This is a genomic window from Marinimicrobium sp. LS-A18, assembly GCF_000463525.1.
In the GTDB taxonomy this organism is placed as follows: domain Bacteria; phylum Pseudomonadota; class Gammaproteobacteria; order Pseudomonadales; family Cellvibrionaceae; genus Marinimicrobium; species Marinimicrobium koreense.
Genome location: NZ_AWEP01000002.1, coordinates 567511 through 587017, shown reverse-complemented (window position 1 = coordinate 587017; position 19507 = coordinate 567511). Strand labels below are relative to the sequence as shown.

Sequence of the window (19507 nt, the reverse complement as noted above, 5' to 3'; positions counted from 1 at the left end):
CCCCGCTGACTTCAATCAACGCTGCAAATCATACTTCCGCATCTTCTCAACCAGAGTCGTGCGCCGAACACTCAACCGATCCGCGGCCCGGGCCACCACACCGCCGCAATCATTCAGTGCCTGCTGAATCAACTCCCGCTCCATGTTGTTGATGTACTCGCGCAGGTCGATGCCCTGCTCCGGCAACAGCGGCGTATCATTCATGCTGACATAGCCCGCCTGGCCGTTCAGCGCCTCCTGCTCGGTGGTCACACCAAAATCTTCCTCCACCACGTCCACATGACGGTATTTGACGGGAAGATCCTGAACGCCCACCACACCGTAGGGATGCATGATCGCCATGCGCTCCACCAGGTTCGCCAGCTCGCGCACGTTACCACTCCAGGGGTGGCGACACAGGGAAAGAATAGCGGCGGAATTGAAGCGGATGGAGCCGCGCTCCTCGCTTTCCAGACGGGAGATCAGCTCATTGATCAGCAGCGGGATGTCTTCCGACCGATCTTTCAGAGCGGGTAATTCAATGGGGAAGACATTCAACCGATAGAACAGATCCTCGCGGAACCGGTCCTCACTGATCATGGTTTCCAGATCCCGGTGAGTCGCGGCAATCACCCGCACGTCGATACTGGTGGTCTTGTTACTGCCCACCCGCTCAAAGCAGCGTTCCTGCAGAACCCGCAAAATCTTCACCTGCATATTCAGGGGCATATCGCCAATTTCATCCAGGAACAGGGTGCCCCCCTCCGCCAGCTCAAACCGACCGGCCCGGGCATTGATGGCACCGGTGAACGCCCCTTTTTCATGGCCAAACAGCTCGCTTTCCAACAGCTCGGCGGGAATGGCGCCGCAGTTTACGGGAACAAAGGGCTTGTCGCGCCGGGGGGAGTTGTAGTGCAGATTGCGGGCCACCACTTCTTTACCGGTGCCCGACTCGCCGGTGATCAGCACCGACACGTCCTTATCCGCCACCTGGGCCATCATGTCGCGCACCTGTTGAATCTGGCGGCTGGTGCCCACCAGGCTGCGAAACAGGTGGACCGGGCGGCGCGTAGGTTGGCGCCGGCTGGCCTGTTGGGCCTGGCGATAGAGCTGGGCGCGATGCAGCGTGTCCAGCAATTGGTTGTAGGCAGGAGGTACGGTCATGCTGGCGATGATCATCCGGGCCAGCTCGGGCGCGGCGGACTCGGGCAACGTACGCTCCTCCAGCATGATCACCGGCACGTCGTCCTGCCACTCACGGATTTCTTTCAGCTGGGACTCAAGCTCCCGGGGCTTGGGTGTTTCACCCAGGAACACCGCCATGACACCCCGCTCATCGGCATCGTCGGCGTCCTCATGGGCGGCTTGCCAGCCGGCCCATCCGGTGGTGCTGACCGTTTTCCCCAAGAACTCCAGAATGACTCCGAGCTCCCTGCGCCGTTGTTCATTATCATCGACAACCAGAACATTGGTGTTACGCCACATTCGAATGGGCCCTTTATCCATTTTTTTGAAACCGCTAGCCTTCTTAAAACCAATAGCCGACGCCTCGACCGGAGTCAAATAATTGTCGATTCAGGACAGACGTCGGAAAACCGGGTGCCCCCAAGACAAGCGCCCGACGAATGTGAAATGTGTCACATTATTGGGGATTCTGGCAGGGATAGCCGCCGGGAGCAATCCCAAAACGGCCAAATTGACAAAAAAATGACGCAGAAAGCGTCAAGAAGAAGAACAGCACCAACCTCCGCGTACTCCGCGCGCTTCACGTACTCCGCGTAGGGCGGATAAGGCCGGAGGCCGCATCCGCCGTAACCCAACGCACCCTCGCAACCCAATGGGCCCGCCCCATTCACAACGCCAACTTCAAAACCTCCTCCTGGCACTGCTCAATCAAATTCGCATAAACACCTTTCAACTCACTCAACGCCCGAACCAGGGCCGTCCCGTCACCACCATTGGCCGCAATCACCCGCTCAACCAACCCGGCACAGGCCCGATCCAGCTCACGGACCGTCCACCAATCCTCAGCCCGAAGGGCCTGCACCAGCTCATTGCGCAACTGGCGCACCTGCTCTACCCCGGCATCGCCCCGATAATCCGGGCTGGGAACCGCTGACAGCGCCATGATTATCGAGCCTGATCGGCAATACCATCCCAGGCGGACTTGAGCTCGCCCAGCAGGCGGCCGCACTCGTCCAGCCGCTCCAGACTGTTCTTGTAGTTGGCCTCGGTCAGGGCGCGGATGATGTAATCGTAGAGATCATCCAGATTTTCCGAGAGCTGGCCGCCTTCCTTATCATTCAGGCTGCCCTGCAGGCCCGCCACAATGTTGATGGCCTTGCCAATCAGCTCGCCTTTGCGGGCCACCTGATTCTGCTGCATAGCACCCTTGGCCTGAGCGATACGCTCCAGGGCCCCTTCGAACAACATCTGGATCAGGCGGTGGGGAGAGGCGTCCATGGCGCTGGACTGTACTTTCATGGAAGAGTAATTCTGTGCCGCACGAGCGTAGGCGTTCATACCGGTTCCCCGTTCTTGGTTGTCGTCATCATCGGTGGTTTTTACCATCGGACTAACCTTTATTGCGGCTGTAGACAGGGAAACTTTAGCTGATTTTGGCGGGGCGTTTTATGGTTCGGGAACGGCGGATGCGCTTCGCTTATCCGCCCTACGGCTGAGCGCAGCGGTATAAACACGCGTAGGGCGGATAAGGCCGGAGGCCGCATCCGCCGTAACTCAACTCAACTGTTTACCGCGGCGGCGCGGTAAACGGCAAGCGGTCGTTGATGCCTTCCAGGAAATCCCCGGTGCTGTTCAGACTACGCACAATCTGCTCCATGGCACGGAACTGCGCTTCCTGTCGTGCCCGGAAGGCCTCGCTGCGCCGATCCAATGCCTCACGGGCATCGGCAATATCACTCTTGTCTTCCTGAAGGTTGGTCTCTCGCTGGGAAATCAACCCGGAGTTACGCACGTAGGAATCCACGATACCGGTCAGCATACCGCCCAGCCCCCGGGAAAACCCGACGGTGGCCGAGGTCGCACCGGGCGCAATGGTCATACTCAAGCCCTCGGCGGGTGAACCAATTGCCGGGCGCAGAACATTGCCAAACCCGAACGCGGCTTCGCCATCCACAGTGCCTGCCACATCCTGCCCGGCGGTTCCCGCGCCGACCGCAACGCCCAGATCCGCCATATCTGCACCCACTTCGGTGAACTCGACATTGCTGATCGCGCCGTAGCTATCGGACTGGAACTCCAGTGCACCGGTGGTGGTGTTATAGCTGACATTGACCTTGGCGAATCCGTCTTTAAGCGTGGAGTCCGCATTGATCAACGTCTGAAATTCTTCGGCCAGCTCTGCTCCGGAAGCGTAGGTTTTCCCATCTGGCAGAGTAATGGTCGCCGACTGCTTGCCATCCACCTTGACCGCAAAACTGTAATCCTTGCCGGTGGTATCGAGCGGAAACGCCAACGCCACCGGATCGGCGGTCAGTATCCCCTTGGTCGCTTCCTGGGTGATTTCAACGGCATAGCTGCCCGGCTGTGTCCGGCTGCCGAATGCCGTTACGTTGACTTTTGAGTCGCTGGATTCGGTATTCGGGACAAACAGATTCCGGACCTGCTCAAAATTGTTGCTTATCGTCTCATCGAAATCCGTGGCTTCGCCGTCATCGGCAATTTCCAGGGTGCCATCGATCTTCGTCCGAATGCCAATGGTGGCGAGCGAGTTGAAGTCACTGTCGATACCGGGCATGGCACTACCGATCATGCTGCGAATAGTCCGTAACATGTTGCCGGCCAGGGGATCATTGCTCAGGCTGCCCTTTCCATCTTCGCCCTCGTCTCTGGAGATCAGACGATTGGTTTCGGTGTAAAAGGTATTGTAGGCATCCACAAAGTCGCGAATGGCCTGCTCCGCCAGACTGCGATCCTCAGTGACGTTGATACTGATTTCTTCAGTGGCGCTGCTGTTGAACAGCTCGAACTCGACGCCTTCGATCACGTCTGTGATCACATTGCTGTTCCGGGTTACCTGCAGACCGTTCACCCGTACGATCGCGTCCAACCCTTCCTGTTGCTGGGCGAAATTCTGAGCGGACTCGTTGAAGTTGAAATTCGCAAGACCGGGGCTGGCTCCTTCAGTGGCGGTAATTTCCAGCTCTCTCGTCGCGCCGGTCGGACCGGTCAGCAACAATTGGTAGCTGCCCTCCTGCCCCACAATACTGGCCTGGACACCGATGCCCGCATCATTGATGGCATCGCGCAACCCGGACAGGCTGTTGTTGCTCTGATCAATCTCAATGGTCGCACCTGTGGCATCGGCATCCGCCGCAAAGGTGCTCAAATCCGATGCCCAATCGCCAAAGCGAATGGTCAGGCTGCCCTCACCCACCTCAGAGTCGAGACTGGCGTAAGTGCCAGACGCCAATGACTGTGACTGAGCCACCTGCTCCACTTTGATCCGGTAATTACCCGGCACCGCTTCGGGGTTCAGCTTGTTGACCGCCATCAGGGACGTATCGGAAATGGAGGCCTGTTTGGCGTCGAAGGTATCCGCGTTGGCCAGCGGCGTCATGGAGCCCTCAAGCTCATCCACGGCGCTGCGCAGCAGGCCCAGACCGGAGATCTGAGCCTCAATGCGCTCCTCGCGTTGATCCAGGCGGCGATCCTCGGGAAGTCGCTCCAGTTCCACCAACTGATCGACAATGTTCTGGGTGTCGATCCCCGAACCACTGCCCAGTTGATTGATGATATTGCTGCCTACGCGTTCGACCATAACCTGAATACCCTGATTTGACGGTTAAGACACTCAACCGGTCTGTACGGCGGACATTGACCGCGTTCTTTGACGGTTATCGGCCGCTTTTGGTTAAACTTTAGCCTGACCCGAAGGATTCTTCCAGCCACTGTGAGCCTTGTCACAGCATTGACCAGGGAGCTCCAAGACATGGGACCCCTCAATAGAAAAAGGGCGCCCTTGTGAGGCGCCCTTTCTCGTTTTTACAGTCTGACAACAGCCCGTTAAGCCTGCTCACTGAAAAAGTGCACCGGCTCATCGACACTCAAGTTTCGTGCCAGTTCAAGAAAGGTTTCGTCCGGAATCTGACGAATCACTTCCTCGGTTTGCCGATCGAGCACTTTGACAACGGTTTCCCCGGAAGCCTCATCAACACTGAAGCGCAGATCACGTTGGGTTGCCTGGATGTATTCATTCATCTGGGCGACCGCGTCACGGACATTGTCCGCCATCTGAGCCTGTCGCTCACTCTGCTTCTCAGCATACGAGCGCTTTACCGGTTCCAACGAAACAGAGGGCGGCAATGACTTGCCCCCCTCTTTTGCCGCTTGACGGGTTGTATCAGGTGAAGCTTGCCGACCGCCCTTCACTCCGTAGAGCTCAGGGCGGGCATTGCTGTTTAAGGTCGTCACTTCACTCATGTCATATCCCTCTCAAGGGGGCCCCCGGTATTACCCGGAGGCCGACTCTGCCGATTACTGCAGCAGCGACAGTACCTGCTGAGGACGGGCGTTAGCCTGGGCCAGCATCGCCTGGGCGGCCTGCTGGAGTACCTGCGCCTTACTCAGGTTGGCGGTTTCTGCCGCGAAGTCCGCATCGGTGATCCGTGAACGGGCCGCGGAGGTTTTCTCGGCAACGTTACTCAGGTTGGATACGGTGAAGTCCAGACGGTTGTTGACCGCACCGAGGTCTGCACGCGTAGCGCCTACCTGCTCAATAGCCGAGTCAATGATGCCGATGGCCTTTTGAGCGCCTTCAAAGGTAGAGATATCAACGCTTGCGACTGAACCAGTACCTTGAGAAGCATTTCTTTCCTGCAAACCACTTGCACCCAGTACATCTGCCGCAGTAGCTGAAGCGCTATATTCGATAGAAACTTGATCACCAGTCGTTGAGCGCAGAGCCACCCCTGTACCAGCAGCGTTTGCGAAAGCCACCACACCAGTTTCTTCAGATACTTCATTAATTGCGTTGATCGCTTCGGTAGGATCGCCTGCGGCAGAGGTGAATCCCTCGATGGCCACGCCGTTAATAAGAAGATCACCGTCATTAATGGTAGTTGCAGTTACAGCCGCACCTTCAATATTGCCTTCAGCGTCCTGCAGATCAATACCGAGGTCAGCAGCTGCCGCATATGTACCCTCTGCCTGGATAACAACGCCACTCTTATCGGCGCTGGTGTCTGTTACCACTACAGAGAAATTAGTAGTGGCAGCAACCCCAGTCAAACCCGCATTAGCGACAGCGCTGCCGGTTCCTGTAAAGCCGATAGAAGTCGCGCCCTCAGCACTCATGACCAACGCACCTTCGTCAGTTAAGCTTGCTGTGATAGAAGTATTCTCGTTAATTTGATTAACGATATCTTCCATGCTGCTCGTACCACTGATCTCGGTCACCTGAGTTTTCCCATCACCATCGGTCAGTGTCAGAGTAAGAACATCAGTGCCTGCGACCAACCGGCCCGATCCACCGCTGCTGGCCTCCACTTCAACCAAACTGGAAACCTCGGCGCCCTTTCCTTCCAGGTCGGCATTAATGCTGGCCAACGCTTCATTCAATGTACCACCAACAGCGTCAGAGGCATCAATCAGAGTGTCGTTAATGCTGATAGTATTGGTGCCGTCAAGCACTGTCAGGTTCGCCACACCACCCGCAGTGGCTTCACCCACGATATCACCAGAGCTACCGCCAAGGTTACTTGTGCTGAAGGCCTCAACCGATACGGAAATTGTCTGATTCTGCTCTGAACCAACCTGCAGCAGGGTGTTCTTCAAACTACCATCCAGCAGGGCCTGTCCATTGAAAGTGGTTTCCTCGGCGATCCGGTTCAGCTCAGTCTTAAGCTGCTGAACTTCGGCGTTCAAGGTGCTGCGATCGCTATCTGAGTAGATGCCGTTGGCAGACTGAACGGCCAACTCACGCATCCGCTGCAGAATATTGGTACCTTCCTGCAGAGCGCCTTCAGCGGTCTGGATCATGGAAATACCGTCGTTGGCATTACGTACGGCCTGGTCAAGACCACGAATCTGAGAGGTCATACGGTTGGAAATCGCCAGACCAGCGGCGTCGTCTTTGGCGGAGTTGATGCGGTTACCAGACGCCAGACGCTCGGTGGCCTGGTCCAGGGCATTGCCAGACTGCATCAGCTGACGCTGAGTGTTCAGTGAGGCCACATTGGTATTGATTACTAGAGCCATGATGGATCTCCTAAGTTGTTTTGTTCACAGGCTTTACCAGCCGTGGATCATTCGGACAGTGAAGCCCGGAACAGTCGGTCACCAGGTCTTCTGTAAAGGTTATCGACCCATCATGGGGGAGCTTTAGGGGAAATTTGGATTTTTTGCGCCAAACCCGCTTGATTTTATATTTTCCTTTTATTTTCAATGGGTTAAGGAAGAAACAACCCTCAAGTAGGTTGGATTAGCGAAGCGTAATCCAACAAATAACCTCCAATATCCATCATTACCACCCAAATTGTCGGATTACGCGCTTCGCGCTAATACGACCTACGAGCCTAATCCAGCCTACAGGAGGGCTTTTTGGAGCAGGTTGGAACAGAGGAGGCGCCGCACGCTCGGGTTACGGCGGATGCGCGCTTTGCGCTTATCCGCCCTACGCGACCTACGCGGGTCTATACCGCTGCGCTCGGCCGTAGGGCGGATAAGCCGAAGGCGCATCCGCCGTAACCACCCGTCAATCAGGGTTTGTAGGCCTTGATGGCCTTGTCCTGGTGGTTTTGCTGCTTGAGTTGGGCGGCGATGTCCGCCTTGGTGGCCTCGGCCAGGTGAGTGATTTCGTCGTTGAGAGTCTGGATCTCGGCAATCTCCGCTCGCATGTTATCCGCGAGCCCGGCCTCCGCAACCCTGATCAGAAACTGGTTGTCATTGATGGCTTCGATCAAGCGCTCCCGCTCCGCCGCCTTCACCTCAAATGCCTGCCACTCATGGGCCTTGGCCAACTCCAACAGCGCTTCGGTAAAGGCGTGGAACTGGCGTAGCGGTTTCAGCGTATCGGTATCACTCATAACAGCAGGGTCTCGTCGCCGATGTTCTGGCCTGAATCAGGGTTACAGATAATTGAACAGCGAAAGCCCGCTGACTTTCACAAAGGTCTGCTGGGCGGCACTGAGCACCATACTCTGCATCTGCAGTCGGGTAGAAGCTTCAGCGTAGTCCAGGTCCTGAATATCGGCAAGCACCTCTTCGCTGTGTAACTTGGTGTCTGCCAGCAGGTCACGGGTGGACTCCAGGGTGTTGAGCCGGGCCCCCAGGTCCCCCTGAGCGGCCGTCAGGTGGGTCATACCGTTGTCGAGGTTGGTCAGGGTCTGGCCAATGATGTTGCTGAGCTCCGCTTTACTCTCCGGGTTACTTTCAACGTTTTTCATTGCCTCACTCAGGCGAGAAAGCGTGGTCAGCAGCCCCTCTTTGTTACTGGAGGTGATCAGAAAGCTGTCGCCGGGCTCGGCCAACTCGCCATCGGTCGACGTGGTGCCGTCATTCTGAGTGGCGACACCGAACACACTGTCTGTGTTGGCGGTGCCATTGCGCAAAGTCAGGTTTTGGCCGCTGGGAACGCTGAGCCCGTTGGCGTCCACGACTACACCCAGATTGGCCAGCCGCTCGGCGTTGCGATCCGCGCCACTGCCTGCGGTCACCTCCGTGGTACTGCTCAGGGCGGCGGCCAGATCGGCGGCATTGTTGATCGGCCGATCCAACACCAGTGTTTCGGACTTGCCACCCACGGTCAGGGTCACCGTCTCCGGGGCGCCGGTAAAATCGACAGGCGTGACCGCCCCGAAATCGATAGTGCCAGGAGTCGCCGCCTCTCCAGCATTGGGCTGGCCGGAGATTCGCACCCGCACGCCGTTGACTTCAATGGCTTCGCCCTGCTCATAGGCGGCATTGGCCACCAGCACCCGGCCTTTGTCATCAGTGATGGTGTAGTTGGCCGCTGGTGGATTGACCGACTCCGGGGCATTGAAGGTGATCTTCATATCCCGGGGATAAAACTCGTCGTAGGCCTCCTGATCAACGATTTCACCGACATTGATCCGCGCCGGAGGGACCGCCCGGTTGGCTTCACTCGGGCGGGTGTTCATGGTGTTGTGTCCACTGGGCACATCCACGAACAGCGCCTTGCCCGAGTCACTTACCGGAACGGAGCCCGTTTCGGAAATCTGGATGCGCATCTGCCCTTCATCGCCGTGATAGGAGAAATTGCCTCCACCATCTTCGGTAAAGGGTTGAGTATCGCCCTGATGACCCGAGAAAATGTACTGGCCCGACGCATTGCGGGTATTCTGTAGATTGATCAGCTCGCCGATCCGACTGTCCACTTCGGCCGCAATGGACTGGTAATCCGTCGGTGTCATTACCCCGGTGTTACCGGCGCGAACCGCCAGCTCTTTCATGCGCTGCATGAGCGTGACGATAGACTGAATCGCCACCTCTTCCTGCTCCAGACTGTTCTCGGCCGCGTTGACGTTTTTCTCGTATTGCTCAATCCGCCCCAACTGCTGATTCAATCTCAGAATGCTGCTAGCCGCGACCGGGTCGTCCGCCGGACTAAGCACCCGCTTGCCGGTACTGATCTGCTCGCTGGTTTTGTTCACAGCCGACTGGGCATCGCGCATACCAATGTCGGCAATACTGTAGATTTGTGAGGTGGACACACGCATGATCAGTGCCTCAATCAGATAGAGTTTAACAGTGTGTCAAACAGGTCCCGGGCGATGGAGATGACCCGGGAGTTGGCGTTGTACGCCTGCTCAAACTTGATCAGGTTGGCGGCCTCTTCATCCAGGTTGACGCCACTGATGCTATCGCGCATGGACTGGGTCTGCTCCATCAGGCTTTCCGCCGCCTGACTGTTGCTACGCGCCGAAGCGCTCTCGGTACCCACCTGCTCGACCAGACGTCCGTAAGCATCGCTCAGGCCAAGTTTGCCGTCGCCCATGACTTTGGTGGTTTCCAGCGCGGCCATGGCCAGGGCGTTACGGTTGTCATTACTGGAATCGCTATTGAAGTCCAGGGTAAAGGTATCGCCCGCTTTGGGCTGACCTTTAATACTGGCCTGGTAGCCCAGAAAGGAGGACTGGGCGAAATCCGCCGCTTCGCTGTCACCGAACAGCTGACTGTCGGTGGGCGCGGTCTGCAGCGACACGCCCTCGGCCAGGGTCAGATCCACGCGGCCACCGACCGTCACTGTGGACTGGTTACCCGCGCCCTGCCCCGTGAGTCGGACATTCGGGTTGCCGGTGCTGTCATTCACGCTCAGTTGATTCTGGGTCGCATTATCCGCCTGCAGGCGGACGTCGACATCCACACCAGAGGACGCCACCATGCGCAGCTCCAACTCACCGGTGACCGGGTTGGCCCCGGCTTCGGCGCGGAAGCCAAGCGCCTGCAGGTTGGGGTTGGCATTGATCTGTTCAGCCAGGTATTCCTGAAATTCATCCGGATCTGTCTGAGGATTGGGTACCGTCGGGGCGAGATTCCCGCCCTGATACTCCAGAAGATCTTCACCATTGATGGTGATCTGAAGCGGTGAACTGAAATCCTCGATACTGATATCGGTCAAGGTCGCCTGGGTATAGGCATTGGCGGACACGCCGGGTACCCGGCTCAGTTGATCGGCGATATTGGCGGCGGAAGCGTTGGGGTTGGTCACCACATTCTGGGTTGTGGTTGCACCGGTGCTCGGGTCGGTCACCCGGAAGCGCATCTGCTCCACCGGGTAGCCGTTATTCTGCGCAGGGCCACCCACAGCAACCACCTGAGCGCCGCGTCCATCCGGCAACCCAAGACGGCTCCCCTCCCCTATGACCCGGGTTTCGCCCGGATCGGTCGTAAAGAGCGCGTTATCCTGACCGGGTACAAAACGCTGCTCGCGTATGGGCGGTTCAAGGTGTTTCGGGTTGGCCGGGTCGGAGTTGTCCAGAATGTCGTAGGTAGTCTCCGACGTGAAGCGCACGATCACCGGCGGCGACAATTGTCCTTCGGTGGCAAAGGTTGGCAATACCTCGCCATCCAGTCCGAGCTTACTGAGGACCTGCCCCTGGCTGATGCTTCCGGAACCCTCATTGCCACTGTCCGTGCCGGTACGCACCGGTGAGGCGAACGCCAGGTCCTCCGGGCGACTGAGCAAGGTTTCAATATAGCGGGCGGCATCCGTCGTCGGCTGGATGGTGAAACTGTCACCGCCCTGGAACGAGCCTCCCTCCAGCGTGACCGACAGGCCGTCAAACGACAGCGTCTCCGGATAACTGCCCGTGAGCATGCCCTGCTGAATCACCTTGTCGTCATTCAGACGGGTGATCACATAATTGTTGGTGTTCTCGAGAATCTGGAACCGATAGTCACTGGTGGTCAGTTGCCCAACGTCATCAATGGTGACCGACAGGCGACGATCGTCAGGCCCGGCATTATTGCCCGCAACCACCCGATTGCTGATCAGGTCGTCCGAATTGATGTCCTTGAACAGACGCTGGCCGTAATCACCATCGAGGTCCAGCCCCTGTTGTTGCTGTTCATTGAAGGTGTCGGATAACACCAGTGCAATACGACCGAGTTCGTTTTTGGCGGTGTGCAAGATGCCATCGCGGAAGTCCACCAAACCACCGAGTTGGCCACCGTTAAGAAGCCCCGTGACATCGTGGGTGCGCGTGCCCTGGCTGAGTTTGATTTCACCGGCATTGGTAACCTGAAAGCGATTTACCGTCGACCCCACCACCAGTGCCTGCCCTTCTCCCATAAACACACTGACATGCCCATTACCCTGGGGCACAACACTGATACCGACCAACTCGGACAACTTACGCAGTGTCTCGTCCCGTTGGTCCATCAGGTCATTGGGGTCATTACCAGCGCCGGGCAGCGCTTTGTCAGCAATGGACTGGTTGAGGTCCGCCACGTTCTGCGCCAGGTCATTGATCTGTTGGGTGACCGCATCAATTTCCCGAATCACATTGCGTTCGATATCCGCCAGACGATCATAAAGCGTATTGAAACGGGTACTCAGACTGTCCGCCTCGGTAATCATCAACTGCCGTGCGGGGGATGAGGAGGGGTCATCGGCGGCGTTCTGCACCGAAGCGAAAAAGGCCTTCAGGCCGCCAGCGAGACCGGTGGACTCGTCCGCAAACAACTTGTCGATTTTCTCGAGGTTGCTGTTGTATTTGTCGAGCGAATGAAAGTTGGTGGTATCCGTGCGCAGCTGACTGATTACGAACTGATCCACAATGCGTGTGATTGACTGGGTTGTAGCGCCCGTACCCACATAGCCCGCGTTACCCAGACGTTGTTCCGGGCGAGTGATATCTTCGGTCCGCTGCCGACTGTAACCATCGGTATTGGCATTGCTGATATTATGGCCCGCCGTGCGCATGGCTGCCTGGCTGACGCGCAAACCGGAGATGGCGGTATTCAGTATTCCGGACATGGTGGCTTACCTATCAGGCATCGTTCGGGTTAGGGGCGTCATTGCGAACCACGGTCATCAGCGGTTCGGTGCGCATCAGGGTTTTAAGCTTTTCCGCGTAGGCGGGGTCGGTAGCGTAGCCGGCATCCTGCAATCCTTCTACGTAGCGTTCCGCATCGTTACCCGCCTTCAGAGCATCCTGATAGCGTGGACTGTCCTGCAGGAACTGGACATAGTCGGCAAAGCTCTGCTCGTAATTGTCATAGCGACGGAAATCCGCCCGCTCCACTTGTGGCAGACCGTGTCGGTATTCAATGGTGGAGACGTTGATACGATCCCCTTCCCAGCGTCCATCCGCTTTGATATTGAACAGGTTGTGGCTGTTGGAACCGCTGCCGGTGTGAATCACGTGCTGACCCCAGCCGGTTTCCAGTGCGGCCTGGGCAATCAGTGCCTGCGGGGCCACACCCAGCTGCTCCGCCGCTTTAACCGCGTGGGGACGAATGCGCTCCACAAACTCGGCCGGGCTGTTCGTCAGAGGCGCTTTACCGCCAGTGACCGGGGCGGTCGGAACCGAGAGGTTGGATTGGCGCTCCAGGCGGCTGGTATCCATGGATTCCGCTTTCTGCGGTTTAAGTTTGTCGCCGTAAGCCCTTTCCATCTGTTGATACAACATTTCCGCCAGACCGAGGCCCCGGCCTTTGGTCAGTTCCAGGGACATCTGCTGGTCGAGCATTTCCTTGTGGAACTTGCTCTCCTCGCTGCTGAACAGACTGTCTTTGCCAAACACTTCGTTGGTAGCGCGCATCTGTTTGAACATCTGATGTACAAACATGGACTCAAACTGGCGAGCCACTTCCCGCAACGCCTCCGGGTCGCCGTTGCGACCTTTGGCGCGCAGCGCTTCCATGCCGTCGTTGTTCAGCAGACTGTCCTGCACTTGCTGACGCACATGCGTGTTATCGAGCGGTATCATCAGATCACCATCAACTGGGCTTTGAGTGCGCCGGATTGTTTGAGCGCTTCCAGAATGGCCATCAGGTCACCGGGAGACGCACCGACGTTATTCACCGAGCGAACAATATCTTCAAGCGTATTGCCTGGTGCAAACTTGAACATCGGATTGGTTTCTTCGGTGATTTCCACATCACTGCCCGGCAGAACAACGGTATCGCCTTCGCCCAGTGGGTTGGGTTGCACGGCGGTATAGTCTTCCGAAATGGAAACAGTCAGATTGCCGTGGGTGACCGCCACCGGGGAGACGCGCACATGCTGGCCCACCACGATGGTACCGGTGCGTGAATTGATAACCACCTTGGCCGCTTCCTCACCGGGCTCGACCTCAATGTTTTCCAGCAGGGAAATAAAATCTACCCGATGTGATGGATCCTGAGGCGCACTGACCGAGACCGACACCGCATCCTGGGCGCGGGCGACATCCGGCCCCAGCATTTCGTTGATGCTCTGGACGACCCGGTTGGCGGTGGTGAAATCCGCACGGTTCAGGTTGAGCACCACCGGCTGTCCGGAACTGAAATTGTTTTTGACCTCTTTTTCTACCGTGGCACCACCGGGGATGCGACCCACGCTGGGGACGTTGACGGTTATGCGGGAACCGTCCCGACCTTCGGCGCCAAAGCCGCCCACTACCAGGTTGCCCTGAGCCAGAGCGTAGACCTGACCATCCGGGCCTTTCAGGGAGGTCATCAACAAGCTGCCGCCGCGCAGGCTGGTGGCATTACTGATGGAGGACACCGTAACATCAATGGTCTGGCCGGGCTTGGCAAAGGCCGGCAATTCCGCCTGAATCATCACCGCGGCGACGTTCTTGGTCTGCACCCGTGTACCCGGCGGAACGGTGATACCAAACTGCTGCAGCATGTTGTTGAAGGACTGAATGGTGAACGGCGACTGGTTGGTCTGATCCCCGGTGCCATCCAGACCGACGACCAGGCCATAACCCACCAGCTGGTTGGAGCGCACGCCGGCGACCGTGGCGATATCTTTGATTCGCTCGGCCTGAGCCAGGGTGCATGTCATCACTAACAGGACCGCGATCAGAATACGATGGATCATGGAAAATCCTCTCACAGGTTCAGCCTCGCTCAGAATGGCCAGTAACCGCTGTTAAAAAACCGGGACAACCAGCCCATGGACTGGGAGTCCGCCAGGGTGCCGGTGCCGCTGTAGGAAATTTGGGCATTGGCCAGCCGAGTGGACGGCACGGTGTTGTCTGGCGATACGTCGTCCGGCCGAACGATGCCGCTGATGCGAATAAATTCATCGCCACGATTAATGGTGATCCACTTCTCGCCGCGTACCACCAAGGCCCCGTTGGGCAACACTTCCGCTACGGTCACAGTAATATTGCCCTGCAAGCTATTGCTCTGATCAGCCCCGGCATCACCGCTGAAAGATCGATTCTGATTCAGGTTGGTATCCAGGGTGTTACCACGAAAGCTAGGGTTCGTCCCCAACAAAGGCCCGGCATTGAAGTCCAGCTCGCTTTCCTTGTCCACAGAAACGCCCGAGCTTTTACTGGACACGGTACGCTCGGCCAAGGTTACGGTAATGATATCGCCCACATTCAGCGCTTTACGATCGGTGTACAGCGCCATGCCATAGTTGCCCTGATAAAGCGAGCCCTCCGTACGCTGTGGCACGCTTGCTGCCGTGGGAATGGTGGCCGCGTAGTAAGGATCGCCGGGCACCGGCCGCTCGTAAGTCACGCACGCCGACACGCTTAGCGCCAACAAGAGCAGCGCAGCGCGAACGATCTGGGTTTGGCAGCAGCGAATCAGTGCAGTGGGTGTCATGGCAAAGGCCTCGTTACAGCGTCTGATTGATGTACTGAAGCATCTGGTCTGCGCTGGACACGACTTTGGAGTTCAGCTCATAGGCGCGCTGCGTGGAAATCATATTCACCATTTCCTGCACGATATCCACGTTGGAACTCTCCAGCATGCCCTGCTTGAGCGCCCCCATGCCCTCTTCCGATGGTGCCCCAATCACCGGATTGCCACTGGCCACGGTTTCGACATAGAGGTTGCCACCGATCGCTTCCAGACCGGACGGATTGATAAAGTCCGCCAATTGGATCTGACCGATTTCCTGGGGCTGGGGGTCGTCATCAAAGTGCGCAGAGACAATGCCATCTTCACTTATGTTGATCTGGCTGGTGTTCTCCGGAATCACGATGCCCGGTTCAATCAACAGGCCGCTGTTGGTAACCAGCTCCCCTTCGCCATTGATCTGCAACTGACCGTTGCGGGTATACGCCAGATTTCCGTCGGGCTGAAGTACCTGGATAAAGCCGCGACCATTGATGGCCACATCCAATGCCTGGTCGGTCACTTCGAGACTGCCGGGTGTAAATTCTTTTTGCGTCGCGACGACGCGTACACCGGTGCCCAACTGCAAACCGGAGGGCAACTCGTTGTTCTGGTTGGCCAGCCCGCCGGGCTGACGCTGGGTTTGATACAGCAGGTCTTCAAACACTGCACGGTCGCGCTTGAAGCCCACCGTGCCCACGTTGGACAGGTTGTTGGAGATGGTGGTCAGTTGTTTGTCCTGAGCACTCAAACCGGTTTTGCTGACATACAGTGCTGCGTGCATGGTGTGTTCTCTCTGTCGGGTATCTGCTTCAGTGCTTGCCGCCTTGCGGCAAGGTTTTTCCGCCTTGGGCCGTAAAACTGGCCCGCGGCACTACGCTATTAACCGTTCTGCAATAGCCGTGCCGAGGCTTCCGAATTCTGCTTGACGGTCTGCATCAGCTTCAGTTGCATCTCATACTGGCGAGACAGACTGAGTATCTGGGTGAACTCGTTCACCGCGTTGACATTGCTGCCTTCCAGAAAGCCGGTGGCCACACTCACCTGGGCATCGGCTGGCGCGGGTACGCCACCGTCCAGACGGAACAGACCGTCCTCCCCCTTGGACACCTCGGCCAGGTCCGGATTGACCAGCTTGATCCGGTCAATCTCCACCATGGCCTCGGGTCCCAAGCCTTGAGCGACGATCGACAGTGTGCCGTCGGAGCCGATTTCCAGCTTTTCCAGCGGCGGCAAAGCGATCGGACCATCGTTGCCGATGACCGCCAGGCCACTGCCGTTGCGAAGAATACCCAGGGGATCAATGTGCAGGCCGCCAGCGCGGGTGTAAGCCTCGGTGCCGTCCGGTGCCTGAACGGCGATAAAGCCATCGCCCTGGACAGCAATGTCGTGATCCCGCCCGGTCGCATTCATGGGCCCGGGCTCAAAATTCGTGGCCGGCCGCTCGGTCAGGGCATAGGCGCGGGTGGGATGACCATCACCGTAGTACACCGGCATGCTTCGGGCCTGAGCGAAGTCCGCCCGAAAACCGGTGGTGTTCAGGTTGGCCATGTTGTTGGAGTGGTTAGTCTGCGCCAGCATGTTGTGCTTGGCGCCGGTCATGGCGATGTAGAGCGCTTTATCCATGGTGTATTCCCCCGATGGGTGCGGAAAAATTGTCGCTTTTTGGGCCGTTGGGGGATGTTTTGCAAGATGGGTGCCAGAGTGGCAGAAATCGCGGAGGGGGCGGTGATGGGGTTTGGTGGATGGCGGGAGTCGGGGTAACGGCGGATGCGGGCGTAACGCCCTTATCCGCCCTACGGCCGAGTGCAGCGGTGTAAACCCGCGTAGGGCGGATAAGCCAAAGGCGCATCCGCCGTTACCCCACTTTCGTTAAGCCCGTTTATCGCAGGTTAATGATGGTCTGAGTCACCTGATTGGCGGTCTCGATGGTTTTTGAACTCGCCTGGAAGTTACGCTGGGCGATGATCAGGTTCACCAACTGGGTGGACAGGTCGACATTGGACTCCTCCAACGCGCCAGAGTTGATGATACCCAACTGGGAGGAACCCGGAGCACCGACTACCGGCTCACCGGAGTCCGCCGTCTGTACCCAGGAGGTGTCCCCTACTGGCTTGAGACCTTCAATGTTGTTGAAGTTGGCCAAAGCCACCTGCCCCAACACCTGTGCCTCACCATTGGTGAACCGGGCAAAGATGATCCCATCATCGGCGATATCGACCCCGGACAGACGACCGGTGGTGTAGCCATTCTGATCCTGCCGCTCAACTCCGAAATTAGACCCGAACTGCGTCGTGCCATCCAGGCTTATTTCAAAGTTGGAGCTGCTCGGGGGCTCAGTTACAGGCAACTGACCGCCCTGGAGAACATTCAAGGGTCCCAGCGCGCCTGCCGCAGAGCCATCATCATTATTGGGCGTCCAGTTGGAGATCAGAATGGGATCGGTCAGATCTTCGTTCAGTGAACCGTCACTGTTAAAGTGAACGTTAAAGGATGCCATGGTGGGCTGAGTGTTTTCCGGTACCGGCAAAGTCGGATCCGGGTCACCCACATTCTGACCATCCACCTGAACGTACATCATCCAGTGATTGGATGAGGTTGATGGATCATTCGGATCATAAGGCTGGCGCACAAAGTACTGCTCCAGAGTGTGCGGATTACCCAGACTGTCGTATACCGTGGAGGTGGTCGAGTGGTTGAATGTGCCCTGATCAGCCGGGTCAAAGGCGTTGATCGCCACCTCCGAGAAACTGTCATCGGTCAGAGGCGAGAAAAGATTACCCACACTCGGCTCCGCCGACAGCAGGCTGTATCCCTCTTCCATCTGGATGGTCAGGTTACCACCCACTACCACATCCTCTGTATTGGTATTGACCGTCTGAATGCCGGTACCCGTCCGACCAATCACGTCCAGCGTACCCGGGGGCTGACTGCCGCCAAAACCGAAGCGCAGGTCAGCACCCACTCGGGATGTGATCTCCAGATCCCCAGTGCTGTTTACTTCAGCGCTAATACCTGCCAACTGGGAAGTACCCAGGCCGTTGATTTCGTTGGCCAGACCATCCAGCGTGGTGGATGTGAGCGTCACACCGTTCAAAGTGAAGTTGTTGTTGCTATTGTCAAAACTGCCGGCAATGATCCGCGCGTTGGTCTGTGCAGACGCGGTAATGCCCGCAAGAGCGTTCATCTCCGAGGCGGTCTGTGCCGCCGAAGCATCGCGCTCACTGGTGAAATTGAACACATCACCATCCGGCCCCTCGAACTCCAGTGTCTGAGCCAGGTAGCCATTGGTCACCTCAGCAATCCCCGCAACGCTGGCCGGGGCACCCGTCAATGCGGTTGACAGATCGTTGGTTCCCGTAACACCACTGACTGTAATGGTAGAGCTGACCCCTTCAGTCAAGTCCTGGAAAAGCAACTGACTACCGTTAGCCACTGCCTGCACGTTGATCGGCGAGGGAGCGCCAAAAATTTCACTGTTAATCAGGTTGGCAATATCCTGCACCGAGTTCGCCGTCGAGGCATCGAGCGTAATATTGACGGTGCCATTCCCGGACACTGGGGAAGATCCCGTCAGCTCTAGCTGAAAGGTAGTGGGATTGGCTGCAAAGTTAATGGGTGTGGTGATATTGCCCACGTCAGTGGTGGTCGATGTCGCCTCCTGCAATCCCTGCTGCGCAATACCGATCACCGCGCCGTCCGTTGTAAACTCGGTTCCAGTTGACTCCAGTACCGGCTGATTCGAATCAAGGTTAAAGCGCGCCTCACTCAGTGTCGTTTGCCGCGGTGGCTGGACGCTGACATCCACTTGCAAGTCTGACAAGGTGCCGTTGATGTTGCCATCTTCATCGGCCGCAAAACCCTGTAACCGGGCACCCACGTTGGACACCATAAAGCCATCATCATCAAGCCCAAACGCACCGGCACGGGTATACTGACGATCACCGCCGTTACTGGTCACAAAAAAACCGGTGCCGTTAATGGCCAGATCCAGAGAGTTGTCGGTAAAGTTACGGTTGCCCTGACTGAATTGCTGACGAATATTCTGGAGACTGACACCGCTACCAGGTGTATTGGCTGTAGACCCCAAGATGCTGCCTGCGTAGATATCACCAAACTCCACCCGGGACGATTTGAAGCCGGTTGTACTGGCGTTGGCAATGTTATTACCGGTGACGTCCAGGTCCGAACTGGCGGCGCGAATGCCACTGAGCGCGATATTAAACGGCATGATTGTATCCTCGTCTTGACGCAG

At 57.3% G+C, this 19507-nt stretch carries 15 protein-coding genes; all 15 read right to left on the bottom strand.

Annotated elements, in window-relative coordinates:
- Positions 1-15 precede the first annotated feature (15 nt).
- Positions 16-1464 carry a sigma-54 dependent transcriptional regulator gene (locus N645_RS0102595; protein ID WP_024459955.1) on the bottom strand — a complete coding sequence of 483 codons (1449 nt, stop codon included), beginning with the start codon at positions 1462-1464 and terminating at the stop codon, positions 16-18.
- A 367-nt stretch (positions 1465-1831) separates the two neighbouring features.
- A complete protein-coding gene (locus tag N645_RS16500; RefSeq protein WP_024459954.1) occupies positions 1832-2107 on the bottom strand; it encodes a hypothetical protein in 276 nt (91 codons plus the stop codon).
- A gap of 2 nt (positions 2108-2109) precedes the next feature.
- Positions 2110-2550: a flagellar export chaperone FliS gene (gene fliS, locus N645_RS0102585; protein WP_238559184.1), complete on the bottom strand. Its 441-nt coding sequence runs from the start codon at positions 2548-2550 to the stop codon at positions 2110-2112.
- A 181-nt stretch (positions 2551-2731) separates the two neighbouring features.
- On the bottom strand, positions 2732-4762 hold the full coding sequence (fliD, locus tag N645_RS0102580) for a flagellar filament capping protein FliD (RefSeq protein ID WP_024459952.1): 2031 nt from the start codon (positions 4760-4762) through the stop codon (positions 2732-2734).
- Between the two features lie 245 nt (positions 4763-5007).
- On the bottom strand, positions 5008-5424 hold the full coding sequence (locus tag N645_RS17675) for a flagellar protein FlaG (RefSeq protein ID WP_081665812.1): 417 nt from the start codon (positions 5422-5424) through the stop codon (positions 5008-5010).
- 54 nt (positions 5425-5478) lie between these two features.
- Complete coding sequence (locus tag N645_RS0102570) at positions 5479-7200, bottom strand: flagellin (RefSeq protein WP_024459950.1); 1722 nt, start codon at positions 7198-7200, stop codon at positions 5479-5481.
- A 500-nt stretch (positions 7201-7700) separates the two neighbouring features.
- Positions 7701-8027, bottom strand: coding sequence for a flagellar protein FliT (locus N645_RS0102565; protein ID WP_024459949.1), 327 nt, complete (start codon positions 8025-8027; stop codon positions 7701-7703).
- Between the two features lie 42 nt (positions 8028-8069).
- The gene (flgL, locus tag N645_RS0102560; protein ID WP_024459948.1) at positions 8070-9680 is read right to left on the bottom strand and encodes a flagellar hook-associated protein FlgL; all 1611 of its coding nucleotides are present in this window, start codon (positions 9678-9680) and stop codon (positions 8070-8072) included.
- A 14-nt stretch (positions 9681-9694) separates the two neighbouring features.
- Entirely contained in the window at positions 9695-12442 is a 2748-nt protein-coding gene (gene flgK, locus N645_RS0102555) for a flagellar hook-associated protein FlgK (RefSeq protein WP_024459947.1), read from the bottom strand.
- Positions 12443-12455: 13 nt separating this feature from the next.
- Positions 12456-13397, bottom strand: coding sequence for a flagellar assembly peptidoglycan hydrolase FlgJ (gene flgJ / locus N645_RS0102550; protein WP_024459946.1), 942 nt, complete (start codon positions 13395-13397; stop codon positions 12456-12458).
- Positions 13397-14497: a flagellar basal body P-ring protein FlgI gene (locus tag N645_RS0102545; protein WP_024459945.1), complete on the bottom strand. Its 1101-nt coding sequence runs from the start codon at positions 14495-14497 to the stop codon at positions 13397-13399. The genes flgJ and N645_RS0102545 overlap by 1 nt, the downstream gene beginning before the upstream one ends.
- Before the next feature lie 29 nt (positions 14498-14526).
- Positions 14527-15237 carry a flagellar basal body L-ring protein FlgH gene (gene flgH / locus N645_RS0102540; protein ID WP_024459944.1) on the bottom strand — a complete coding sequence of 237 codons (711 nt, stop codon included), beginning with the start codon at positions 15235-15237 and terminating at the stop codon, positions 14527-14529.
- Positions 15238-15250: 13 nt separating this feature from the next.
- Positions 15251-16036 (bottom strand): flagellar basal-body rod protein FlgG, encoded by a 786-nt coding sequence (gene flgG, locus N645_RS0102535; protein WP_024459943.1) that lies wholly within the window; start codon positions 16034-16036, stop codon positions 15251-15253.
- Positions 16037-16134: 98 nt separating this feature from the next.
- The gene (locus N645_RS0102530; RefSeq protein WP_024459942.1) at positions 16135-16878 is read right to left on the bottom strand and encodes a flagellar basal body rod protein FlgF; all 744 of its coding nucleotides are present in this window, start codon (positions 16876-16878) and stop codon (positions 16135-16137) included.
- Positions 16879-17134: 256 nt separating this feature from the next.
- Positions 17135-19483, bottom strand: a complete 2349-nt coding sequence (locus tag N645_RS0102525; protein WP_024459941.1) for a flagellar hook-basal body complex protein — start codon at positions 19481-19483, stop codon at positions 17135-17137.
- Positions 19484-19507: the final 24 nt, after the last annotated feature.